Source organism: Peredibacter sp. HCB2-198 (assembly GCF_045999315.1).
Classification (GTDB): domain Bacteria; phylum Bdellovibrionota; class Bacteriovoracia; order Bacteriovoracales; family Bacteriovoracaceae; genus Peredibacter.
The window spans coordinates 1,677,665-1,702,265 of record NZ_CP174607.1 but is presented as its reverse complement, the minus strand read 5'-3'; the positions used below and the strand labels follow the sequence as shown (position 1 = coordinate 1,702,265).

At 42.3% G+C, this 24,601-nt stretch carries 22 protein-coding genes; 10 read left to right on the top strand and 12 right to left on the bottom strand.

The features are described from left to right. Window positions 1-2: 2 nt before the first annotated feature. The 5 genes from ACJVC5_RS08535 to ACJVC5_RS08515 form a co-directional block, all read right to left on the bottom strand. The gene (locus ACJVC5_RS08535; RefSeq protein WP_408098951.1) at window positions 3-4,094 is read right to left on the bottom strand and encodes a tail fiber domain-containing protein; all 4,092 of its coding nucleotides are present in this window, start codon (window positions 4,092-4,094) and stop codon (window positions 3-5) included. Between the two features lie 114 nt (window positions 4,095-4,208). Then, window positions 4,209-6,023, bottom strand: coding sequence for a chitobiase/beta-hexosaminidase C-terminal domain-containing protein (locus ACJVC5_RS08530; RefSeq protein WP_408098950.1), 1,815 nt, complete (start codon window positions 6,021-6,023; stop codon window positions 4,209-4,211). A 252-nt stretch (window positions 6,024-6,275) separates the two neighbouring features. Continuing rightward, window positions 6,276-7,229, bottom strand: coding sequence for an alpha-L-glutamate ligase-like protein (locus ACJVC5_RS08525; protein WP_408098949.1), 954 nt, complete (start codon window positions 7,227-7,229; stop codon window positions 6,276-6,278). After that, complete coding sequence (locus tag ACJVC5_RS08520; protein WP_408098948.1) at window positions 7,216-8,829, bottom strand: UUP1 family membrane protein; 1,614 nt, start codon at window positions 8,827-8,829, stop codon at window positions 7,216-7,218. Before ACJVC5_RS08520 ends, ACJVC5_RS08525 begins: the two co-directional genes overlap by 14 nt. A gap of 4 nt (window positions 8,830-8,833) precedes the next feature. Continuing rightward, window positions 8,834-9,316, bottom strand: coding sequence for an ATP-dependent zinc protease family protein (locus ACJVC5_RS08515; RefSeq protein WP_408098947.1), 483 nt, complete (start codon window positions 9,314-9,316; stop codon window positions 8,834-8,836). Between the two features lie 173 nt (window positions 9,317-9,489). Here ACJVC5_RS08515 and ACJVC5_RS08510 point away from each other — a divergent pair, with 173 nt between their 5' ends. Further along, window positions 9,490-9,657, top strand: a complete 168-nt coding sequence (locus ACJVC5_RS08510) for a hypothetical protein (RefSeq protein WP_408098946.1) — start codon at window positions 9,490-9,492, stop codon at window positions 9,655-9,657. A gap of 10 nt (window positions 9,658-9,667) precedes the next feature. Here the strand turns inward: ACJVC5_RS08510 and ACJVC5_RS08505 are convergent, their stop codons facing one another. From ACJVC5_RS08505 to ACJVC5_RS08485, 5 genes are all read right to left on the bottom strand, one after another. Continuing rightward, window positions 9,668-10,993 carry an aldehyde dehydrogenase gene (locus ACJVC5_RS08505; protein WP_408098945.1) on the bottom strand — a complete coding sequence of 442 codons (1,326 nt, stop codon included), beginning with the start codon at window positions 10,991-10,993 and terminating at the stop codon, window positions 9,668-9,670. A 2-nt stretch (window positions 10,994-10,995) separates the two neighbouring features. Beyond that, a complete protein-coding gene (locus tag ACJVC5_RS08500; protein ID WP_408098944.1) occupies window positions 10,996-12,732 on the bottom strand; it encodes an ABC transporter substrate-binding protein in 1,737 nt (578 codons plus the stop codon). Beyond that, window positions 12,729-13,895, bottom strand: a complete 1,167-nt coding sequence (locus ACJVC5_RS08495) for an NAD(P)/FAD-dependent oxidoreductase (protein ID WP_408098943.1) — start codon at window positions 13,893-13,895, stop codon at window positions 12,729-12,731. The genes ACJVC5_RS08500 and ACJVC5_RS08495 overlap by 4 nt, the downstream gene beginning before the upstream one ends. Before the next feature lies 1 nt (window position 13,896). Continuing rightward, on the bottom strand, window positions 13,897-14,769 hold the full coding sequence (locus ACJVC5_RS08490) for a hypothetical protein (RefSeq protein ID WP_408098942.1): 873 nt from the start codon (window positions 14,767-14,769) through the stop codon (window positions 13,897-13,899). Window positions 14,770-14,844: 75 nt separating this feature from the next. After that, complete coding sequence (locus ACJVC5_RS08485) at window positions 14,845-15,087, bottom strand: hypothetical protein (protein WP_321397695.1); 243 nt, start codon at window positions 15,085-15,087, stop codon at window positions 14,845-14,847. A gap of 436 nt (window positions 15,088-15,523) precedes the next feature. Between ACJVC5_RS08485 and ACJVC5_RS08480 the strand changes: the two genes are divergently transcribed. From ACJVC5_RS08480 to ACJVC5_RS08445, 8 genes are all read left to right on the top strand, one after another. Beyond that, window positions 15,524-15,961 (top strand): hypothetical protein, encoded by a 438-nt coding sequence (locus ACJVC5_RS08480; RefSeq protein ID WP_408098941.1) that lies wholly within the window; start codon window positions 15,524-15,526, stop codon window positions 15,959-15,961. After that, complete coding sequence (locus ACJVC5_RS08475; protein WP_408098940.1) at window positions 15,954-16,289, top strand: hypothetical protein; 336 nt, start codon at window positions 15,954-15,956, stop codon at window positions 16,287-16,289. Before ACJVC5_RS08480 ends, ACJVC5_RS08475 begins: the two co-directional genes overlap by 8 nt. Beyond that, complete coding sequence (greB, locus tag ACJVC5_RS08470; protein WP_408098939.1) at window positions 16,276-16,758, top strand: transcription elongation factor GreB; 483 nt, start codon at window positions 16,276-16,278, stop codon at window positions 16,756-16,758. The genes ACJVC5_RS08475 and greB overlap by 14 nt, the downstream gene beginning before the upstream one ends. Window positions 16,759-16,765: 7 nt before the next feature. After that, window positions 16,766-17,134 (top strand): hypothetical protein, encoded by a 369-nt coding sequence (locus ACJVC5_RS08465; RefSeq protein WP_408098938.1) that lies wholly within the window; start codon window positions 16,766-16,768, stop codon window positions 17,132-17,134. A 118-nt stretch (window positions 17,135-17,252) separates the two neighbouring features. Then, complete coding sequence (locus tag ACJVC5_RS08460; protein WP_408098937.1) at window positions 17,253-17,993, top strand: hypothetical protein; 741 nt, start codon at window positions 17,253-17,255, stop codon at window positions 17,991-17,993. Window positions 17,994-18,036: 43 nt separating this feature from the next. Next, complete coding sequence (locus ACJVC5_RS08455) at window positions 18,037-18,936, top strand: radical SAM/SPASM domain-containing protein (RefSeq protein ID WP_408098936.1); 900 nt, start codon at window positions 18,037-18,039, stop codon at window positions 18,934-18,936. Window positions 18,937-19,023: 87 nt separating this feature from the next. Beyond that, window positions 19,024-19,617 (top strand): transcriptional repressor LexA, encoded by a 594-nt coding sequence (gene lexA, locus ACJVC5_RS08450; protein ID WP_408098935.1) that lies wholly within the window; start codon window positions 19,024-19,026, stop codon window positions 19,615-19,617. 59 nt (window positions 19,618-19,676) lie between these two features. Continuing rightward, window positions 19,677-19,865, top strand: a complete 189-nt coding sequence (locus ACJVC5_RS08445) for a hypothetical protein (RefSeq protein WP_408098934.1) — start codon at window positions 19,677-19,679, stop codon at window positions 19,863-19,865. 233 nt (window positions 19,866-20,098) lie between these two features. Here ACJVC5_RS08445 and ACJVC5_RS08440 read toward each other — a convergent pair whose 3' ends face one another. Together ACJVC5_RS08440 and ACJVC5_RS08435 are read right to left on the bottom strand one after the other, a co-directional pair. Then, complete coding sequence (locus tag ACJVC5_RS08440) at window positions 20,099-22,984, bottom strand: hypothetical protein (RefSeq protein ID WP_408098933.1); 2,886 nt, start codon at window positions 22,982-22,984, stop codon at window positions 20,099-20,101. A gap of 136 nt (window positions 22,985-23,120) precedes the next feature. Next, window positions 23,121-23,492: a DUF5522 domain-containing protein gene (locus ACJVC5_RS08435; RefSeq protein WP_408098932.1), complete on the bottom strand. Its 372-nt coding sequence runs from the start codon at window positions 23,490-23,492 to the stop codon at window positions 23,121-23,123. A gap of 20 nt (window positions 23,493-23,512) precedes the next feature. Between ACJVC5_RS08435 and ACJVC5_RS08430 the strand changes: the two genes are divergently transcribed. Beyond that, complete coding sequence (locus ACJVC5_RS08430; protein ID WP_408098931.1) at window positions 23,513-24,247, top strand: hypothetical protein; 735 nt, start codon at window positions 23,513-23,515, stop codon at window positions 24,245-24,247. Window positions 24,248-24,601: the final 354 nt, after the last annotated feature.

Sequence of the window (24,601 nt, the reverse complement as noted above, 5' to 3'; positions counted from 1 at the left end):
GACTATTTTATTTTAAGATGCTTTTTAATAAGTTCTACTTCTTCTCTTAGCTTTTTGTTCTCTTCTTTAAGTGAGGCCATTTCTCTTTCAGCTTTCAGGGCGCGGGTTTCTTGCTTTTTAATGGCCTCGATTAAAAGGGGAACGATGTTTCCATATTTAACAGACTTCATTCCTGTCTGAGGATTAGTCACCACTAAGTTAGGCTCAATTTCTTCCACTTCCTGAGCGATGAAACCCAATTCGTGATTTCCAGATTCTTTCCAATCAAATTCAACACCTCTTAACATCAGAACTTTTTCCAATGAATCATCAATTGTTTTGATGTTCTTCTTCAGACGACGATCTGAAGTATAGAGATAAGCAGTGGCCTTGACATTCCCACTGACTTCGAGTTTTTCCGCAGGAGAAATTAATCCAATTCCCACGTTACCTGCTGAATCAATTCTCATTCTCTCTGTACTGTTAGTACCTAAAGCGATGGACCCCGTTGCAATTTCATTCATTATGTTTATTTGATTGGAGCCAGATGAAGGATAGCCGAGGTAACCAGATCTTACCAAAGGCGAAGCTGAGCGAGCAAAGAAAGAAAGATAAGTGTGATCATCGGTGGCCCCGGCCTTCAAAGAAAGCGCAGTAGATCCGCCGGTTGCCATAATATCTCCATTAACTTCCAATGCCACTGAAGGAGTTACAGTTCCAATACCAACATTTCCTCCTGGAATGATTGTAAATCTTCCTCCACCGCTGGCCTCATCAATAGTAAATGAACCGGCAGCACCATATACACCTCCAGCACTACCAACAGTTAATAAGTTCCAGCCCTTGGCAGAGGATGAGTTATTTATTTGCATGTTTGTATAACTGGTACTTGAACTTTGTAGTAAGACTGGTGTTGCAGTAGTCGTTACCACTTGTAATGGATAGGTCGGAGCTGATGTACCAATTCCGACGTTTCCAGCACTGTAATAAACATTCGCCGCGTTTTTACTCCAAACTCCGGAGTTATTAAACGTTGTATTGTTGGCAATAATCTGGGCCTCTAATTTTCCAAAGGCCTGACTAACAGTATCTGTCGTATTAATGGGAAGTGCTGAGCCAGTCGCATAGCCACTCATCAGAGAGGCCAATACTCTCGGTTGAGTAAAATAGAGATTCGTTCCTTCTGGAACGTTCGTGGTGATAAGCGATTGCCAGGTTTTATCTCCACGCCAATACTGAGCAGTTGTTCCGGCCGTAATCGTCGGTTCTTTGCCGGCAAGTGCGGTCACAAGTCCGTTCACTTTCGCTTGTGGGATGTCACCATCGGCGAGATTAAGTTTTCCGTAAGCAATGGTCCCGTTAGCGATATCAGCATTTGCAATTGTACCGTCCAGAATTTCAGCGGTCGTAACAGCATCTGCCACGATCTGAGCATTGGCAATGGTGCCTGATAAATCGCCACCAACTGTTGAAGCAGTTGTTGCAACGGCACTCCAGGACAATACGCCGGCACCATTTGTGGTGAGAGCATAACCAGCAGTACCAGCGGTTCCAGGAAATGTATAAGTCAAAGTTGATGCAAGAGAAGCTGGAGCTTTAAGTTCAACGTAATTGGCGTTGTCGGACTTCAATCGGAGTGTACCATCTAGAGCAATATTTCCTGCCACATCCAATAGTCCGTTGGCGGTTGTTTTACCAAGGGCCATTTCACCTGATGATAGAAATCGCATTCTTTCAACACCGGCCGTAGAGAACCCTAGGATGTTACTTGCAACGTTGAAGATACCGGTGTCAGTATCACCACCAAATGTATATGTTGGTGAAGCGGCCCCCCAAACAGTAGATCCATTTCTAATATAGCCGGCATATGATCCATTTAATTGAAGAGCGCTTGAGCTTAGATTCATTATTAATGAACCATTATGGGAAAATATTAATGAGCCTCCACTGTATGCAAAACCAGAAGTCGCTGAACTTGTAAATGAATAGGTCGGAGCATTCCAGGCACCATCGGCGACAGAAATTTTTCCCACTCCAGTAATGTTATTCGCTCCTAGAGCTAAGTTCGTGGTGGCCGTATGGTTACCGAGATTATCTCCAGGAGCGGCGGCCACTTTAGAATCCACATAGGCCATTGTCGCAGCATCGGTTCCAACAGTTGGTGTGGCAAGGCCCGTAATTTTGTTATTTCCCATCGCCAGTGCGCCACTCATTGTGTCACCGGCTTTCAATACATAGTTTGTTTGGGCCAATGAAGTCGCTGCTAAATTTCCACTTAGTTTTTCAATCGCAGAAAGAACTGTATCAGCAGCGGTTATGGCACCAGTCGTTGCTGTGTATCCAGCAAGATCAGTTCCCAAAACTCTTGGCTCAGTAAAATAAAGACTCGTTGATTCAACTACCGCAGCAGTATTAAGAGTCTGCCAGCTCTTGTCCCCTCTCCAATACTGAGCAGTGGTTCCTGCCGTGATCGTTGGTTCTTTTCCGGAGAGAGACGTTGATAGGCCATTGATCTTCGACTGATCAATCGCTGCACTTGCAGAAATATCAGCATCGACAATCGCACCTGCTGCGATTTGAGCGTTAGTCACAGTTCCAGTTAAGTCTCCACCCACCGCAGTCGCACCTGTTGCAACTGTGGCCCACGAAAGATTTCCTGAACCATCAGTGATAAGTGCCTGGCCTGAAGTTCCATTCGTACCAGGAAAATTTAAAACAAGTGTGGCCACCAGAGCATTAGGAGCTTTTAGTTCAACATAATTGGCGTTATCTGATTTCAGTCTGAGTTTTCCTGACAAGGCGATGTTCCCAGTCACATCAAGTCTTTCACTCGGTGAAGCGTTACCTACACCAACATTTCCACCGGCACCGTTAATGACCGTATTATTCAAACCCAGATCATTAATTTGTAAGGAATCGTCACTCCCCTTCAAATAGATGTTGGCCTTGCGAACTCCATTTTCAGCAAAATCCACATAGGCATTAAAACCAGTGGCCGCATTAAAGGAAGCACCACTATTAGTCGTTGAACTTGTTACGTGTAATAAATGAGAAGGTGCATTTGTCCCGATTCCAACTTTGCCTGAGTTGTAATAAATATCTGAACCAGATGTGGTCCATTGAGAGGCGCCTCCAATCAGACCATCCACATAGGCCTTGTTAGCAGCATCACCAGGATTCGTAGGAGAACTTACCCCCAAAATGCGATTGCCGTTCATATCAATCGCGCCCGTCATTGATCCACCTGAGAGCGGTAGCTTCGTCCCATCGAGAGAATCATTATCATTCACACAAGACCAGAACGTTGGCCCTAAATTCATCTGAAGTTTTTGATGAGCAAGACAAATAGGAACTTCGCCCGGCATGACTTGTCCTACTCCGTAACCAATATCTGCGATCGCCGCCGTTCCAAGTCCTAAATTCGTACGCGCACCGGCCGCAGTCGAAGAGCCAGTACCACCACTTGCCAGAGGAAGTTGCGCCACTTCACTCATCACTCCTGAAGCATTGTTCACAAGAACATAGTTTGCTGTGCCATTGGCGAGTTTCGTTCGAGCGATATTTCCTGCGAGATGTGTATCAATCACGCCACCATTGGCGATAGCGATTGTTCCAGAATTCGTGATGGTGCCGCCAGATAATCCAGACCCAGCAGTGATATCAGTCACTGTTCCACCAGTGGCACCAACAATCGGTTTTGGTTCCCACTTCGATCCTGTCCAGGTGAGAACTTCGTTATTGTTCGCGTTTAATTTTGAAAGACCGTGAGCGATTTGGGCCGAAGGCACTGAATGCAATGATTGAAACGAATACACTTTGCTGGCGGTCTCATTGGTCACACGAATGGCGGCAGAATCAGGAGCAACAATTGCACCGAGAACTTGTGAAATTGTTGAAGCTCCACAATTGAAATCCAACTTCACATGAAACACACCATTCGCGAGTGTCACGTTGGTAATTTGTTGTGAGCAAAGGATGGTGGATGTGTCGGCCGTGCTTGCTAATTCAAACTTTAAATCAACAGGTCCAGTTACAGGTGAACCATTGGCATTAACAAGTCGACCTGAATAACTTAACGATTCAGCGAGTGCGAAGCTGCTTGTGATACTAATCACAAGGCCAAATATAAGTTTTTTTAAAAACTGTTTTCGCATAAATCACCGAAAGTATGGAGCTTCCCCCATACTTCTTATCGGCAATTTTTTAAGATTTTTTAAACAATTTTAAGATTAATAAAAAATACTGAAGAGGCCACTTTCGAGTTTTTCCCCCGAATTTTCCTCAGTACTTTCACCTGCAGGCCCTCGAACAGGAACCGGATCATCTAGCTCTGGTTCAAAGAATCCATAGGCCGTGAATCCACCTGAGAATTCTCTTACGTATTGAGTTCCAGCTTCTCCATGGGAACTATCAGCTTGGAAATAATCAAAGTCTTCCAAATGCAATTTCGTTGTCTGACAAGAATACAATGGTGCTGCATTATTCGTGTTCTTAATATAAGTCGTAATAAAGTTATCACCATAATCTAAATCAGGAGCAGCATCAGCGAAGATGAGAGGAACATCAACCTGACTTGAACTTGAAACACCTGCAGTTACAAACCAGGCCAGAATATCGAAAGGTTGAGGTGCAGGATATGACACATAAGTTGTTTCAACAATTTCTGCACATGTCATATTCATGTCAGCAGGGCCCGGATCATGAGATCTCGTATTAATGACTCCAACTCCATAACCAGTTTTACCGAAGTCATTACTTGCAATGGAAACTTGGGCCAATTCTGTTGTCTGATACCAAGTTTGTGCATGAGTAACATCAAGATGTGGAAAAGTATTACTGACGACGTAGTTCTCATCTTGGATATGTGAATCAAGTGCAGTACCGGTTGATTCTCCATAAAAACTTAAACAAGAAGTTCCATCTGTTGCACCAATGGCGATTGGAGATGAATATAAAGTTCCCCCAGAAGTCGGATCACAAACTGGGCCAGGATTACATGGACCATTCGTTATACAATAATAAATATCTGCTGGACCATCACATGAGAGAGCTACAGAAACAGGATTACTATAACTACCGCCAGCAGAAACAGCAGAACAAGTTAGAGAAGTTGGAGGAGTTCCTGAAGTTGTTGTACCAGTTGATGTTCCTGCAGTTGCACCTGCGGATGCACCGGCCACAGTCACCCATCCACCTGCAACGCCTGTGGTTGTAGTTCCGCCAGTCGTTGTTGTCCCACTTGTCGTTGTTCCACCTGTAGTTGTAGTTCCACTAGTGGTCGTACCAGTTGTTCCTGATGTCCCTGTTGTTCCTGTTGTTCCGGTTGTCCCTGTTGTTCCAGTTGAAGTACCTGAACCAGATGATCCTGAAGATGATGTTCCTGATCCAGAACCAGATGATGATCCGCTTGATGTATCAGATGTTGTTGTTCCAGTTGTTCCAGCGGTTGTAGTTCCACTCGTTCCCGCTGTTGTTGATCCAGAAGTTGAACCACTAGATGTTGAGCCAGTTGTAACTGTAGGTGTAGGGCCCCAACCACCTTGGCTGAAACTCATACTTCCGGTTAAACCAACTCCTCCTCCCGTAATACTTCCACCTGACTTGGATCCTGAAGTCGTAGGCGCATTCGACACACTTCCCACTCTCGACCCAGTAGCAACACTTCTACTTCCGCCCCCGCTTCTACTAGACGGAACATACGAAGCATCAGCACTATATGAACCAACTGATAATGGAGCTCCTGAATAAGCTTCTTCTTGTCCTCCACCAACAACCATCTTCTCTTCTTCCACTGGCTCTTCAGCACGCGGTTCGAAATGCTGAATCATGCGAGGACGCTCGTTCCTCTCATGCTGTGGTTGCATTTTTGGTTTTGGAACATCAACTGAAGCGGGTCTACGTTTTTTAACTTTCCTTGGAGTGATTTGAACTTCTACTTCATCTTCTTCTACTGCTGGCTTATCTGCAGACAATTGCACCGAGGCCACTCGAATAAGAAAGGCCGCCATAAGAGCTACACCAACATAGAGTGAATTCTTAAGCATGGTTCTTTCCTTTGACGTGTTCTTTTAAAAAGCACAAGTCATCAGATCGCTGTTCCATGCGATAACTGGAGAGAGTTTTTAAAATAATCTTCACTAGGTCCATAATGATTAGCTTGTTATCCAGCTGAATTCTTAAAGGACTTATCGGATTGTTAAGGAAGATAATTTAGATTAAGAGAATTTTAATTACTATCATTGGATTAAAGAGATAACCGACTGAAATAAAAGAGGTATTTTTAATAAATCTTAAGCCTAAAAATGCTTCATCGAAAATTCTGCTCGCTCTTTGGCGAGCAAATTCTTAGGAGCTTCTAAACGGATTTTCTCTAATCGAGGAACCAGTCCGGCAAGATTTGCGATCTGAATTCCTAGACCAGGACGAGCATTGAGCTCCAAAAGAATTGGCCCACGATCAGGTGTGAGAACAATATCTGCACCTAAGTAACCTAACTCCACCATGTCATAACAACGGGCCGCGAGTTCAAGGATTTCAGGCCAGAAAGGAAGTTTAAGTCCCATCAACTGATGACCAGTATCTGGATGTGTGTCCACCACTTGATTTCTAATCACCGCATTGTTGGTCCAGCCATTAGAAAGATTCAGTCCAGCACCGATTGCACCTTGGTGAAGATTTGCTTTTCCATCAGATGATTTCGTCGGAAGACGAACCATGCTCATCACAGGAAAACCTTCAAACACAATTACGCGAATATCAGGAATACCACCGTATGAATATTGATCGAAGATGGGATGCTTATCAATCTTGGCCTGAATGATGGCCGTATCACTGTGACCAGAAAGAGAATAAAGACCTGAGAGAATACCCGAGATGTGGTGTTTCACCTCTTCGATGTCCATGAGCTTATCATTCGAGCGACGACAATAGATATGTGTCTCGCCGTTCTTCTCTTCTTTAATGATCTCTTTGAAAACGATGATTCCATTACCTTGCGAACCATTGGCCGGCTTAATCACGAAAGATTCGTATTGCTGAAGTTTCAAATGCAGGTTCTTCAGAGAGCCATAATTCTCCACCACCATGTAGTTTTCAGGAGTCGCAATCCCCCAGGCTTCTGCTCTTTGAGCAGTCAGAACCTTGTTATCCACTAGTGGATAGTTCTTACGTGGATTATGTCTCAGGATATAGCGGCCAACTCGGTTGTTAATTCCGAGAATGCCCATTTCCTTAAGATTACGGAAGATCATGAGCACCACTCTGAAGTTTTTTCTTCTGACGAACTAAATCGCGGAAACGCAGGAACTCAGAAATTCTGTAGCCCTTATACTTACCAATTAAAATCTGTACACCGATGATAGAAAGAAGAAGTTCAGGGTTTGTGAACATGAACATTTCCAGAGTCGGGATAAAGAACAATGAGTAAACCAGGATAACAATAACCAGTGTTCCCAGTAGGGTCTTAAGCGTATTCACAATTCCATCTTCCGTGATCATGATCGACAACCGTTCGATAATCGTGGTCACAATAACAATTGGGAAGAAGGCCAGGTGTTTTTGACTTGCTGTTGTGAGATCCACGCTAAAGAACGCGTACCAAATCATCAGCATAATAATAAGAGTCAGAATAATCGAAAGTCTTGGCACTGCCAGAAGATAAAACTTATCCAGGACGTAACGCTCTCCAATCCCAACTACAACAACAGTGAAGAAGAACAGAAGTCCAAAACTGAATGATGTCTCTTTGAAAAAGAGCGTCAGAAGGATCGGTGTGAAAATACCGAAGGTCGGAATACCAATGATATTTCTCGCCAGGGCCAATACTAATGTTCCAAGAGGGATAAGAAGAATGGTCGTGAACATGGTCTGAACCGGAAGCGGCAGACGATAAAGACTGATTTTAGAGAAGATTGAATCAGAACGAATCACTTCTTTCTTAAACTCAGCTTTGTTGAAACGATTGATGCGAGCACGCTCGGCTTGAATCGAATAACTTACCTTACGTTTGTTAACAATTTTCTCAATCTCTTCATAGTTGTGGTGAAGGACCAGGAAATTATCCGGACGCTCACCAAAGTAGCCACGGTTCGTATCAATCGGAATCCATTTATTTGCCAGGAACACTTCGTTCGCGAAAGTGAAACGAAGCTTGGTTTCTTCAACCTTCTGCTTCATCTCAGGCATTTTAATCATGACCACGATACGTGCCGGAACACCTTTACGCTTCACCATCACGTTAAAGAGACGAGCCTTAATCAGTGGAGAGCCTTTACCAGTATTAAGTGTTTCGTGAATGGTTTTGATATCAGTGTTACGCTGAATCTCTTCTTCTACATAGTAGTAAATCTTACGTACTAAGCTGGTCTTGTCTTCACTGCCTTCAAGAATGGCCGTTTCAAGAGTTGCAATGGCCTCTTCGTCTTCCGGAAGAAGTTCAGGAACTTTTAAATACTTCTCCAGACCTTTTGGATAGGTCTCAGTGTAGTCTTTGGGAATGTTCTTATACTTAAGTGGCTTTAGATCAACTCTTGCTGAATAAGAAACTCGTCTTTTCACTGAATCTTTTGAGGTCCAGGTAGCAAGATTAGAATCTGAATTGCTATCAATGAAAATGCCGAGATCTTTTGAACGAACTTTCTCATCAGAGATCTTCATTCCAGGCCCGGATTTAGGAATCGGGAAAGAAAACGTTGTAGCATCTCCCTTCGGCCTAACGGTCAAGTGGAAGTTCCACACATCATCAACCATCTGAGGGATAAGCGAAAGGTTTAGCACCTGAGACTTATAGAACAGAACGCCGATCGGAAAGATAATAAGAAAGGCCGTAATAAAGACGACAAATTTTTTCATTGGATTAATCACCTAGGACGTGTGAGCGGGCCACATCAACAATGAAGCGTCCCAAAAGCAAATTTCTTCCTACCAGGAATTTATAATCCATCTTTGTACGGTCATTGAGGTTGACCGATACTTCTCTTTCAATGTTACCCATCTTGATTTTTTCTTTGATTACGTAACGTTTCGTGATGAAGCCTGATGTATTGGAAACTTTTTGAGTAGAATCTACTTTGCGAAGAAGGTCGACAGTTTTCCCTTCTGAGTCCACGGTTTGAAATTTCACAAAGAGTTCTCCTCTCTGTTCAACTTCTTCAATGTTCACTGCATGCAGTGATGTTGTCTTTGCACCAGTATCGATGCGAGCTTTGTGTTTTACTTTCAGATCTGGCAATTCGACCCACTCAATTCGGCCAATCAGGACTTTTTCTTTTAAAAGTTGAGAGTAGGCACCCGGAACGAATCCCAGAGTAAAGAACAGAAAGAGAAAAATCACTTTCACTGAGGAGAACCTTTTTAAACAGTTTGAAGCCTAATCATAATCTAGCACTGCCCTTTCTAGCAACAGGGATTAAACCTCTAACCTACTAATTTTAAAGTAATAATCGGAACGGTGGCTCAACTTTTTAGAAGTTTATTCCGAAGAAGATAGGGACTATGACAAAGGGGTCACTTATGTCTTGGAAATTCACAGACTTCTGTACTTGGGCCTTCGTTTTCGCCTTCTGCTCTTTCCTGGCGGTTCACCATGCCTATATGAAGTCACCGACGCCATCTCGTGAAATTGCCAGCTGGTCTAAGCCGGCACCTATGCCCATGTATGACGCCAGCTACAAGCTTTAATCTGTAACTTTTATCGAAGAAACATTTTAAGCCAGCTCAGTTTTCCATTATAAGGTGGGTATCGGAGCGGGATATCCACCTTTGTTTTTTGAACCAGAACAGACTTCATGTGAGAAAAGGTCTCAAAGCTTCTCTGCCCGTGATAGCTTCCCATTCCACTCGCACCCACTCCCCCAAAAGGCAGATTCGGATTTCCCAAATGCATGATGGTGTCATTGATACAGCCGCCTCCAAAAGACATGTCCTGCATGATCTTTTCGGCCTTCTTGGAGTTTTCGCTGAATACGTAGAAGGCCAGAGGCTTAGAATGTTTCGCCACTTCCTCCAAGGCCTCATCCAGATCCTCATAAGGAATCACAGGAAGAATGGGACCGAAGATCTCGTCTTGCATGACCTCATCTGACCACGAGACATCCTTCATCACAGTAGGAGAAATAAACTTGTTCTCACGACTTGTTTCACCGCCAATTGCAATCTTGGCAGGGATTAAAAGCTGCTCTAAACGATCAAAGTGTTTTTCATTCACGATACGAGGGTAATCAGGAGAGCCCGCTGGACTGTCTCCATAGAAATTCTTTAAATGGAAATTTAAACGATCAATGAAATCATGCTGATATTTTTTGGGCACAAGAACATAATCTGGTGCCACACAGGTCTGACCAGCATTTAAAAATTTTCCCCAAGCACAGCGTTTAGCGGCGAGATCAATATTGGCACTCTCTTCAATTAGACAGGGGCTCTTGCCACCTAATTCCAGAGTCAACGGAGTCAGATGCTCCGCCGCGGCCTTCATCACAATCTTTCCAACAGGCGTGCTGCCAGTGAAGAAAATATAATCAAACTTTTGCTTCAAAAGTTCCTGTGTCTCAGAAACGCCACCTTCAACTATTTTCACTTCATTGGGTTTATAGGTCTCTTCAATCACTTCACGAACGACACGGGCCGTATGGGGAGCAAACTCAGAGGGCTTCAGCACCACTCTATTGCCCGCTGCCAGAGCTCCAATCATTGGACCGATACAAAGCTGGAATGGATAGTTCCATGGTGACATGATCAAGACTTCGCCATAAGGAGAAGGATGAATGTAACTCTTGGCCGGAAACAGATTCATCGGCGTAGAGACCCTTCTTGGTTTCGCCCAATTCTCTAAATTCTTTACGACGAAGCTGATCTCTTCAATGATAAACCCGACTTCAGTTAAATAAGTTTCAAAATGAGATTTACCCAGATCATCCATCAGGGCCTTGTTGATCAGAACCTCTTTCTTTAAAATGACTTTCTTAAGTCTTTCGAGTTTGAGTTTTCTTTCTTCCAAAGTCGGGACGGAGTTTTTCATAATTACTTCTCAATTTTTAAATATTTAACATAGTTCCTGATGATTGAAGATTTGCGGAAGTTTTTAATTTCCGGATATTGAAGAACAAACGAACTCTCATACATCATCGGGATCCATGGCAGATCCTGGAAAATAATCTCTTCCATCTGATGCACAATTTTATCTTTTTGATCCGGGTTCATCGTTTCTTTCAGACGCTGATAAAGCTCATCAATCTCAGCATTGTTATAGGCCGACTTGTTCACACCCGGAAAATTCGTCGAAACTAAAAGTTGTAGAATATTTTCAGCATCCGGATAATCAAATAACCAGTTGTCAGTGAAAAACATCAATTCACCTGCTCTGCCTTTTCTCAAAAAATCAGAGAACGGAAGAACTTGAATCTCAACTTTAAGACCAATTTTTTCCAGCTGCGACTTAATAAGATCGGCCTCAAGAATATTGATTCCTTGGTTTCCTCTGGTCGAATAAACGATTGTCGGCATGTTCTTCTCTGTGAAGCCCGCCATTTTCAAATACTCTTTAGCAAGAGCAGGATCGTGTTTAAAACGGAAGTCTTTGGCCGGCAGATAACCAGCAATACCTGGAACAAGAATCGAATTTGCTCTTAAATTCGTGTTTTGAGAAATGACCTGAATGTAGTCCTCATAATTGATCGAATAAGCGATGGCCCGACGAAGAAATTCATTTTTCCCAACCAGAGGGTCCTTCATATTGAAGGCCAACCAACGATTGGCGAGAATCGGAAAGTGCTTAAGCTCTACTCCGTTTTTCTTGATCTCCGGATTTAACTCTCCGTTTGCATCGTACAATCTTGGAATAAAAGTTTTCGGCACTGTTAAAAGATCAATCTCGTGATTGAAAAACTTCTGCCAAGTATCGTTCTCGGCCGTAGTGATGTAAAACTTTACGTTATCAATAAAAGGAATCTTTTCTTTAGAAGAATTCAAAAGATTTTGAACATTGGCGTAACGGTCACCAGAGGTTGGATAAAAATCTTCTCGATAATTTCTAAATCTTTCTAGATCAAAATATTGTCCATTATAACCTTTAAAACGATAAGGTCCTGTTCCGATCAAGGTATGGTCTAGATTGTTCTTTGTATGTTGAACCAGTTCCCAAGGAACCGGGCTCAAGAAATTAAGTGCCAAATAATAGATGATGTTGGGTTCAGACTTCGTTAAATGAATAATTAGGGTGTGTTTATCTTTAACTTCAATTCCTTTTAGAGGAACCGTCTCAATTTTTTGCCAATCTCCACCGACTAAATCGTTATAACCATCAAAACCTTCGATAAGCCCGACAAACAAACCACGGCCAGGACTTTTCAATTCATTCAGGGCCATCCGTTTAAACTGAGTCACAAAATCTTTTGCTTCCAGTTCTCTTGGTTTCGCAAAGGCCGCGTGAGGATGGAAGAAAATCCCTTTTTTAATTTTTACCTGAACAAGTTTTCCCTTATTCAAGATTTGCGGAAGCCCATCTGCCACCAAAGGTTGAATTTCATAAGGACGTTTAAGATAGTGATACTGATAAAGAGGTTCTAACACTTGGGCAGAAACCAAAAGTGAATCGTCACTATAAGACTTCGCAGGATCCAGACTCTCCACGACGTTATCAAGGGAAAGTCTTAACGTGGTTTCTGAGACAGGAGCGAAATTTAGTTTCTTCCAGGTCCAGACAGTTAAAAAGGCAAAGCCGGCAACTAGAACGGCCAGCACGATGGTGGTTTTTCTCATAGTTTAAAATCAACTTTTTTAAAGGCCCCGAAGAAGGACTCACTCTTTTGTCTAGTCACTAGTTCTGCGACATCCATAGCGGAACGGAATCCTAGTCCCATTCCATGACCACTAAATCCACCTACAATAAAAGTTTCAGTTGGTGCCGAAGCTTTTGCGATGAGTGGCAGTTCATGATCAGTGAAACCCATAGTGCCCGACCAGCGATGAATCACTTTATATTTTAAATTTAATTGCTCTTTTAGATACTGTTCAAGGCCTCTTTGAATCACAGGAGAGATCTTCTCAAAGTCACCTGTCTCACCTTGTTCATCAAGCAAACGTTTCCCTCCGATAACGAGGACCTTGTCCTGTGTTTTACGCCAGTAAACACGCTCAGGTGGGTCATAGTGAAGTCCCGGACAATTAAACTCGTCCTCAATCTCCACGGCGAGCATTTGAGCACGACGAGGAACGATCACGTCCTTAAAGATCGAGCTGAACTGAGGGAAGTAACCATTGAGGGCAAGAACAATTTGTTTTGCCTTAATCGTATTGACCTCTGTTTGAACACCTTCTGGAGTGAGTTCAAATGCAGAGACATTTTCTATAATCTGAACTTTACGTACTTCGAGGAGCTTTTTAATCGACCCTAATAACTGCATCGGATTGATTTTATATTCAGGAGCATTTTCAAAGGCTCCGAAGAACTTTGCCTGAAGCGGTACTGGGAGTTTTTCTTGCTCGCGCCATTCAAATTTAAAATCTGTCGGATTAAATTCTTTCGTTCCCCACTCTTGAAACTGTTTTTCATTTTGAAAAAGGGTCACGGATGATGAGCGTTCAAATTTAATTTCAGGCGAGGCCCTAAGAATATGTTGATGAACTAACTCTAATGATTCCTCAGCAAAGTTATAAATAGATTGTGCTTTTTCAACTCCCCACTTCTGAGTCAGACTTTTAAAAAAAGAAGCGCTTCCTTTAGTAAGGAAACCAGCATTTCTCCCACTCGCTCCAGCACCACACTGATTTCTTTCAAGGACCGTGATTTTTAGGTCCGGACGCATTTCCGTCAGCCAATAGGCAGTTGAAAGACCAACATATCCTCCTCCAACAATGAGGACGTCCGTCGTAATGTCGGGTGTGCGAAATGAGTGCTGTCGTAACCAGTGAGAAGTGGTCATTCTATTTCCTTAAAAGTCTAAAAGATAATTCATATTCCCATGTATTCACTGGGTGTGTGCTTTTATGGGTCTGTTTAATTTCTACATAACTTTCGCGACTTAAAATCTCCGCAAGCTCCTCTGCTTTAAAGGCAAGTGTGCCTGTCGCCTGACGATCATCATTATTCAGTGAGAGTAAAAGTTCAGTCAGTGCTTTGATCTCCTTACGAAGCTTAATGATGACCTGTGCGTTCTGCGGATCGCGACTGGCATAAACAGCAATGGCCAGATCAATGATGATGGATGAAATCTTTTGCATTTCTTTGATGTCATCACCATCAGATTCCATGATTCCATAATCGATAATGAGATGATTTTCAGGACGCTTGGCCGGCACTCCAATCAAAGGAAAAATCGCGCGATCAATTTCGTTAAAAAAGAAACTATCGCCCTGGCCCACTCCCTTGTAAATTGAAGTCACCTTGCCCGTCGGAATCACTCCGTCAGTTACAAAGAAATAAGCATAAATATCGTCCTTAAACCAGCCATCACTTTCTTCAATCACTTTCATTTTGAAAGCTTGCATGGCCATCTCAGGAACTTCTACTTTGCGTTTGACTGGTCTTTTAATCCAATGGTCGTATTTATCGTCTGAGCGTAATGGATAATTGATTCTTTCCTTAGGGACACGCTTGTCCAGGATGATTGGATCAACATCATGGTCTTCCAACACTTTCAAGGCGGCCCTTATGTCTGGCCTGAGATACAAACTCTCATCTGACGTCTGATTACTTTCAAGATAAAGATTTGTCGCTTCAATAAAGACGGGGATGATCTTAGAATTTTCTGCCCAAGCAGAATTGAGTAATAAAAACCCAAGTACGAGCCATTTCATACATTCCCCTTTGAAAGTACGAAAATGATAGCATCGCGCTTTTAGAGTGACGACAAGAAGTTAGCGAAAGTAAGTTTAAGAGGCCTTTTTCGGGTTCTTAATTTCGGGATAAAAGTCTTCCTCGTAATCACTTTTATACTTGAGGAACAACTGATAATTGGTGAATTCCGTTTCAGACATCATGCCAATCTGCTCGTCCAGTGATTTTCTGAAACACATATCGATATAGTTAAGATGAAATGGATCAAGATCCACAAAAAAATCTTCTGTCAGTGGTACTGTCTTTAAGAGGTCTTTCAAACTTTTGGCATGGTACATACAACCACTCCTTCCAAAAGACTTATCGGTTTTTGCTGCATCAGCTAAAGGTGGTTTTCATTTTCTTTTTGTTCGAAAAATTGCAGATTTATAGTGTGTAGCGTACTGGTGCGGTCAACTGAAAAGGTATTATCTGACTTATCAACTCGTCTTTGTGCTTAATTTTTTTCTGTGTTACTTCACGATGAAAATGGTGAGCTGGAAACTTACTGCTGATCGCTCAAACATCACCTTGAAAGACTTCTTTCGATCGCCTTATGTTTCGGTCCGAAGTTTAAATCACTATCCGCGCTCAAACCGAAAATTAGTCCCCAAACTATTCCTCTACTCCTTCCTGACGGCACTAAGTGTCTTCCTCGTCAGTAGGTTTTTGGGGGAACTCAATTACTGGAAGATCATTCTTATTTCACCGGCCATCTATTTTTTTACTGAGGTCATGGGCGCTCTCGGGCAGTTACTCTTTCCTTTTAAAAACTCCTGGCCCATCCATGCTGATCCTCTCAAAAGTAAAAATCTAGGTAACTTCTGGGGACGCCGCTGGAACCTCTGGGTCCAGGATTGGCTACGAGATATAACAGGTGCCTTCAGGGCCAGCGGCAGATCAAAAACCATACTGGTCGCCTTTCTTTTCTCAGGTTTTTTTCATGAGCTCATGTGCAATTTGCCCTACTGGCTGGTCTATCGAAAGAGTTATTTTGGAAATATGATGGTCTATTTTCTTATTCAGGGTCTGGCTCTTTGGGTAGATAAAAAATATATTAAAATAAGATCAACTTTATTGAAGCGGATCTATTGTTGGTGTGCTGTCATATTACCGTCACCACTTTTTATTAATGTTCCTTTGCTGACTTTTTTAGGATTGAAGCATGTTTGATTTATGGGGAAATATTTTAATTGAGATCGGACTCTTCACTCTTTTTGGGGTTCTGTATTATTTCTACCAAAAAAGAAAGATCATGCATTATGAGGCCAACAAAGGGCCAATCCTCATGGGAATGCTTCTTCAATCTTGCTTATCTGAAAAAAACGATTCCTCTCAGCCCGAGTTGGACGGCGTGATTGAGGCCCTGGATGATTATCTCCAAAATAAATCCACTACTCCTCCGCTTGCTCTTTTACAAAGTTTTGCCTCAGGAGACGCCTGCTCCCCGGAGCTTAAAAACGTCATTCTTGAAAGCATCGAAGAATATGGAAAAAAATAATTACATCACTCCCAAGGGTCATCAGAAACTGGTGGATGAATTGGACCAACTTTTAAAAGTAGAACGTCCTGAAGTTACCCGTCTGGTTCAATGGGCCGCAAGTAACGGTGACCGATCAGAAAATGCAGATTACCTTTACGGAAAAAGACGATTACGAGAAATTGATCGTAGAGTCAGATTTTTAATGGGGCGCCTGGACGCGGCCGTCATTGTAGACCCGCTAAAAATCACATCAGATAAAATTCAATTCGGCGCGACCATCGAAGTCAGTGATGAAGAAGGAGAGGCCCGTCATTTTACGATTGTAGGCGTTGACGAAGTGGATACTGCAAAAGGACGCATTAGCTGGCAATCACCTATTGGAAAGACTCTCTTAGGAAAAAAAGAAGGTGATGAAGTCATCGTCAAAGTCCCGGCCGGTGAAATAACATATGAGGTAGTTTCGATCGTTTATAAATCCATTGAATGAGGTTGCTATGAAATTCATCTTTCTTTTCACTTCCGCCCTCTTTTCCCTTTCGGCCTTCGCCATCTTCGATGAGGCCAAATGTATTGGTCAGATTCATCAAACCAGCGTCTTGGTTGAAGTTGCTCGAGGAAACTCCACAGGTACACCTTGGAGAGAATCTTCTCTCATTTTGCAAAGCAATGGCTCAAGCACCTATCAGGAATTCGACAAGACCATGAGATACACTGGTCCGAGCTATGTAAGATATGAATCTACTGGCTATACCGTCCATGTTGATTTTGCTCCTGATGAAGTTCCTCAGAGAGGTCGCATCTATCAAGGTAAGTTTTTTGCTCGCGGCCTGCACGGTGATTTAAGATGTGCCCTTAACTGGTAGAGCTATTTGATCGGCCATTCGGTTTCCGAGTGGCCGGCATCATTTTCGCAACATTTTCCCATCCCTCATTTTTCCATTTGCCCTTATCATTAAAGCTCAACCGATCTTAAGGGAGATTATGCGCTATTTTACAATTGCCACGGCGATGACATTGGCCCTGTCTTTAAATGCCCAGGCCGAAATGAGCTTTGATAAAAACGACAGCCTGAATGGAGTGACACTTAAGTCCGGAAAATCGGAAGCGGTTCGCGCTTACAGCGGCAGTATTTCAAAACATTTCCCCTTCCCCCTTGAGATGGTAAAAAACGGCATCACAAATTTTTCTGAGAAATGTAACAACGATTACAAAGGTAAACGGGAATACACTTCACAAGAAACCGATTGCAAATACTTCAATGAACATCTGGTTGAAACTTTTACAATTAAAGATCTTAAACCAGTTGATGCTTACAAGGGCATTGAACACTATCTCGTCGGCCGACAAATTTATAATCGTGGAAGCTATACATACTATGAGCTTGTGCAAGTGAAGACTTCCATGAATGAGAAAAACCAAAAAGTAATGACGATCTCACTTGAAATGCTAAATGATTCTGAAGTCAGGGCCTTCACGGAACCAAAATTCGATAAAGATTCTGTTTTCAGCAAGAGTGGTTCAACATACACCCTGACAGAAGTTGGCCCTTCTGAAACGCATATGGATTACGAGTATCACGCAGAAACTGACCACTGGATTCTTAACAAAGAAATCTCTGTTCCTCAGGTTTTCGCCTCAATTAGTAAGAGTATCAATGATTTAATGAAGACAGTCGAAGCGGAATCCTCTTCGCAAAAACGTGAACTTGCTTCCCACCAATAAAATTTCCCACGCCTAATAGAGGAGCTTGTGATACAAGCTCCTCATGCGTTTCCTAAGAACCTACATCGAAATTTCGAACATCTGTAATCTTCAGTGCACCTTCTGTCCTGAAGTTGAACGCGATAAGAAGATCTTATCAACAGAAGATTTTCGCAGCATTTTGAAACAGATTCTTCCTTACACTGAACAGATTTGTCTGCACCTTATGGGTGAACCACTTGCCCATCCGGAGTTTCCAAAGATTCTTAAAATCTGTGAAGAAGAAGGTGCCGTCATTCATCTTACAACCAATGGAACGTTTCTTTCAAAGTATGGTTTTGATACTTTCTTAAAGTCGAAGGCCATTCGTCAGATCAATTTTTCGCTTCATAGTTTTAAAGATAATTTTCCTGGTCAGGACATGCGTCCTTACCTCTATGACATTTTGCAATTCTCTAAAGAGGCCCTGACTGAAAAGCCAGAACTCTATATCAATTATCGTCTCTGGAATCTTCTTCAAACCACAGAGATGAAGAACGAAAACCAGGACATCATTGATCACGTTTGTGAGTTCTTTCAAGTTCCAGTGAATGAACGCATTGATGTGGGGTTCAAAAAAAGTAAAAATATCACGGGCCGTCTCTACTTCCATTTTGATAGCCGCTTTGAGTGGCCAAGCTATAAAGACCCAGATCAAGGAAACAAAGGTTTCTGCCATGCCCTTTCTCAGCAGATTGGAATTCACGCGGACGGAACCGTGGTTCCTTGCTGTCTTGATAAAGAGGCCGGCATCCCACTAGGCAACGTTCTTAAAGACTCATTTGAAAGCATTTTGGCCTCAGAAAGGCTCACGAGAATGCGAGATGGCTTTAAGAAACAACTCCTTACAGAAGAGCTTTGTCGGAAATGTACCTACATTAAACGCTTCGATAAGAAGCTCCGCCCCGACGCTGCCCCTATTTAAAAATCACTTTTTTTGCATTTTTTGGTTGAACTACGGAAAAAGTACGCCTATACTTATCTTCAAGTACGGAAAGAATACGGAGTTTATATGGCCCTTACTAAAAAACAAAAAGACGTTTTAGATTTCATCACTGGTTACGTGAGAGAAAATGGATACTCACCTACTCAAAAAGAAATTCAAGAACACTTCGGTTTTAAATCTCTAGGGTCAGTACAAGACTATATTAAGTATCTTACTACTGGCGGATACCTGAATAACGATGCTCACTCAGTACGTGGCCTTATGCCATCAACTGTTCAGCAAAACGCTGAAGAGATTCCTCTTCTTGGTTCAATAGCTGCTGGTACTCCCATTGAGGCCATTGAGAACACTGATACAATCAGCGTTCCTACAACAATGCTTGGCCGTGGTAAACACTACGCCCTGAAAGTTAAAGGTGAATCAATGATTGAAGAAGGTATCCTAAGTGGTGATATCGCGATCATTAAGCACCAAACTCAAGCAGACAACGGTCAAATCGTTGTGGCAGTTGTTGAAAACGAAACAACTCTTAAGCGTTACTATAAGAAAGCAAAACAAATTGAACTACATCCCGCCAATAAAACAATGAAACCGATCATTGTGAAAGACAAAGAATGTGAAATTCGAGGTCTTCTGGTTGGATTGATCAGAACCTACTAAGTTACACGCATCACACATTGAGACACACATGGCTTGAATATTCGTCAAGGAGGACGTTTATGTTGGCACACGCACGCTCGCACGTAGAACTTACTGAAACAGAACTTTTCATTAAAATTCAAACTGAACTCTCTACCCGTTACGGGATAGACGGCAGACTGGCCTCCGAGATGGCCTGGGACTTAATCGAAGTCCTCTCCGCGGTCGACGGCGACATCGACATCTTCGAGAAATACTTTCTGCACTAAGTAGTTCTCAGCAATAAAAAACCAAAAGATTTTAAGTGAACTCTCAGTAACGAATGTTACGGGCCCGGTGAGCTTTGTCTTTTTTAAACTCTCTCCCAGGAGGAATACATGGTTACAGAACAGGATCTTTGGATCAGCAAATCAATCTTAATTTTGATTGGAAGCTTCATCATCTTTAGTGTTGTCGGAGTTGTTTGAGGCCGAATTGCCCTGGCGAGGTCAACTTGCCAGGGTCATTTTCTAAGCTGTTCACCCAGGATAATTTTAAGGGACTGGAATGAATGGACTCTTCTTGCGGCAACAAGTTCAGATTCAATTTGTAGATGCTGTTTTGTTGCGAGTTTACTTTCTACTAATTTCTTGGCGTCTTCATTTAGCATTTTATAATCAACTAGCACTTCTTTCTCTACCAGAACACCGTTCTCCATTACTTTGAACTTATACAGCATACCGCTGTCTTTCAATTTTTTAAGTGCCGAGAGATCAGGATCACTTGAAGATAGTAGATTAATGAGTTCTTGGCTTACTTCTTGCGACTTAACCCCTTGAGACACTCCCTCACTACTCACAACAATATATCCATCAGAAGTATCAGCATTCTTATCAGAGTGCACATTGCTTCTTGAGGCCGCTGCACTTGAACCGCCACGACCCACTGAAGGCGCAAGGCCTCCAGAGCCAAATGAGCCACCAGTAGAGCTTCCTCCACCACTATAGTCACCTGAACCAGAACCCGATGTGTCCATCATTGGTCTAAGCGAAGCGATATCACGGGTCGGAGCTCTGAATGAATTTCTTTGCTGATTCTCAATCAATTCTTCCTCGGCCTCAACTGCTTGAGCTTGAGCAATCTGCTGTTTCTTCGTTTCAAGAAATTTGATCTTCTCTTCCAGATCTTTTAATTTTTGCTTTTCACTCTCACTCGTCAGTTCATAAATCTTCAGACGGTTTTTAAGACTTTCTTCTTTCAGGCGAAGGAGTTCTTTCATCGAAGAATCATCTGTATTAGAAAGCAGACGATCAACTTTCTCCTGATTATCTTTATTTGAAAGGGTCTCACGTACTTCGCTCTTAAGATCTGACTTTGCCTCTGCTACTTTAGGAGTAGTCACCGTTGTAGGTAGGACAACCGGCGTGGCCGCAAAGTTAGTCATATTGGCACTAAATGACGATGTCTCAGGTTCCTGAGAAGGAGAAGAGCTTGCACTAGAAGTTACAGCGGATGCCACTTGGGCGATCTCTGCCTTGCCTTCACTTTGTCCTTCTGAATTACCTGAATATTTATAAGAAGCAAGACTGCGGTCTTTTACTTCTTGTCGCTGTGATTTTGTTTCTTCCACTGCCGTCGCTACAATCTCTTTCACTTCTTCGTTTTTTGTATCGTGTAGACGACGGAAAGCATTTTTCTGTTCATTTACGGGTTTTGTCAGACGGTCTTTTAAATCCGAATTCTCATAAGGATTTACCATCGTAAGATCATTAAAAGGTTTTTGAGCAACGATTGTGTTTCCTGCTTCACAGCTTACCAACAACTCGTAATTCCTGTTTTCAGGATACCCTTTGCTTCTTAAAAGTGTCGATATGTCATCTGCTCTCACTTTGCCTAGGATGTCATCATCCTTCATACACGTGGCCTCAGAAAGCTTTTCAATTAATCCCTCACAGCGTTCCTGATATTTCTTTCCAAGAATCGCATCACTCATTTCAAGCGCCTCAACAAGAGGTTTATTGGCGAGGTTTGCCGTTTCTGTGGCCTTGAGAAAGACATTATTATCTGTCATGATTGCTTTGATTCCAGGATGAAGCCCCATTGCCACTTCAATCTGAGAAACAAAGGTCGTGTATTTTACGTCGCCATGGATTTTTTTATCGGTAAGAAAGGCCTTGGCCTTCTTTACAAAGTCAGGATTAAGATCACTATCACTTAGATATTTTCTGACAAACTCTTTTGGATCTTTGACCGCCTCTTCACTCATGAACTCAGCAATGGCCCCCAGTGGTGAGCCGTACTGTAATAATGCATCTTGAATTTTGCCGCTGTTCTTTTGATCGGCCACAAATGACCTAACAAATTTATCGAGAAGAATGACAGAAGGTTCTTTTCTCGAAAGACCAAATCTTTTCGCATCATGGGTCTCACGACGATAAGGACTGCTTCCCTCATCTAAAACTTGAATTTTCTCATTTAATTTCGAGAAACGTTGGCCCAAAGGAAGTTGGTCATTAGCGTCCGAATTACCGTAGGCATTAAAAATTTTATTAAGTCGTTTCTGTCGCTCTTCCGGATCAATTCCATTCGCCGAACATTTTTTGTCAATGGCCGACTCATATTTAGAAACATCGGAACACTCATACCCTTTTGCCGAAGAAATTTGTTTCTCTTTGTTCTGACCGAAAAATTTTGCAGCATTCACCTGGAAGAATCCAACATCTTCCATATTGGCAGCATAGTCATTGAGAAACTTCTTACCAAAACCATTTAGAATCGCATCATGCATTCTATCTTTGGTAGTGTTTTTTTCGACTGTATACTTTTCAATGTTCCAGATTTCCGCCTGTCTCATCACTTCTTTAATACACTTACATCCATCAGAATCAGTGACAGGTGCGATTCCCTCTTTCACTTCCTGAATCATCGAAGTATTCGAGGGATCAATATCAAATGGAGTACAGGACAAATCTTCTTTTAATTTTCTACAAGCGTTGGCCTTGGCATTCAGATTTTCTTGTTTTACTTTATCGGCCTCGAGTTCAGCATTTTCTTCATAACTTACGACTGAAGAAACAGCACTCATATTCAAGGCCTGAAGTTTGGCATTGGCCTTAACAGAACAATCAGCGACGATGTCTTTCTTTTCACCACGATACAATTTTATCGCGCGAACGAGATTTATGAGATCTCCATCTTGCAACTTCTGGGGAGTCGACGGAACTTCAACTCGAATCTGAGAAGCATTTGGAACATAATTATCGCCGGCACGATAATTTTCGTACGCGCTTTCACAGAAAACGGCCACATTAGATGATTGCTTAAAAGGGTTCAAAGAATTAATGATACCTTCAGCGTAGACACCAAACGAAAGCAGCAATGTAAACATCAACAGGAGCAGTTTTAACATCCCTCAATTCTCCACCAAACTGATCGGCGAGCTTGAGAAAATGTTTAGTTTGTCACCCCAAACGGCTCTAAATCATTAGAAAATGAGTATTCTTTAAGAAAGCTTTAAGAATTAGGTCTGCCAAGATCTTAGGCCACTAGATAAAGAAATAGCTCTCAACTAGCTCTTTTGAGATTCCCTGGTGCTGAAAGTGGGGCCTTAGGAACAAATGTTTCACCACAATGTGATTCTTCAGCATGAGGCCCGCGACCTTTTCTTTAAGCAGGATGAACTTGATGTTCTCCGGCCAGAAAGTTTTCCATTCAACTGAGGCGCCATTAAGTATTTCTTCTACTAAAGGAAAGTCCGCTTCGCTTACATCTTGAAACTGAAGCCCATGTTTCTTTATCGTAAAACCATAAGGGCAATGAAGACAGGCCGACTTACAACAAGTGCCTTTATTCTTAAGGTAATGGCTGGTGAATACGGTAAAGCCTTCAGGAGTTAAATAAGAAAGTTCTTTCTGCATTTTTGAATTATAATCTTTCCATGTGGATAATGCTTCTTTTTTCTCTACAAGCTTTTGCCTCTGATCCGGCCGCAGAAAAGTACTGCTTTAGTTCAGTCAATGAAAGTGCAGTTGCTCGAGAGAAATTTAAGGCGATTCAAGTTCCGAGTGATCAGCTCACAATGGATGGCAGATGCTTTACAATTCAGATGAGTGAACATCGCCATGAACTTGTTCAACGTTTTATCCGGTCCTCTTTCCCAAATGTCTCTATCAGCTTTTCAAGTGAAGACCTGCGACGAGATCCTTGTCAGCTAAAAGTTGAGAAAGAAAAAATTAAAGATCAAACTTCAACTGAGCTTTCTCTTAATGGACCTCAACAAACGTCTCACACGGCCACAGGTTCTGATGTTTTAAAAATCCAAACTCTGAAAGAGTTTAATCTCACTGTTGATCAAGATGAGATCAAGGGAAGCTGCCGGTTTATTAATCAAAATCGCTACGAAATCTCTCTTGAAGTGAGAAGAAATCCTAAACCACTCGTGCCCACAACTCTTCCTCCTGGAACTCTTGTAGTTGTGAACAATCCTCCACCAGATCAGGAGACCTCTACGCTTACAACAACACTCCAACTTAATCGCGGTGAACGAATTGAGATTGGAAGCGTGGTGAAAAACCTCCGCGACAAAGGACACGACGTCTCAATTAAACCTGACCTCAAATTTGAAACATCTTCCCAAACGAGCTCCGAAAAAGTGTTTCTTAGCGTAGATTAACTCGCGTCTTACAACTTCTTACATCAATAGAATTGAGTTAACTTTGTAGATTCACGGAACTTACACAATCTTACAAATGATATCTGACAGTTTTGCCCCTTCCCTTTTTTCCTTATGGGGCATTCTGACTACGACCTTTTTTATTTTGACGAATGGAATAACTATATCTTTTTGGGAGGTTATGACTTCTCACTCATTGGCACCACCCTTGCTTTATATGTGACCAAGCAGGGGGAACGAACTCCATAAAAAAAGTTCAGAAAATGTCCCAGGAAATGCGTAGCTAACCACTACACCTTTCCCCATAAAGCCCTCCCTTTAAATTTCCCCGTTCCTTCCCCTGCAGGTTTTAAA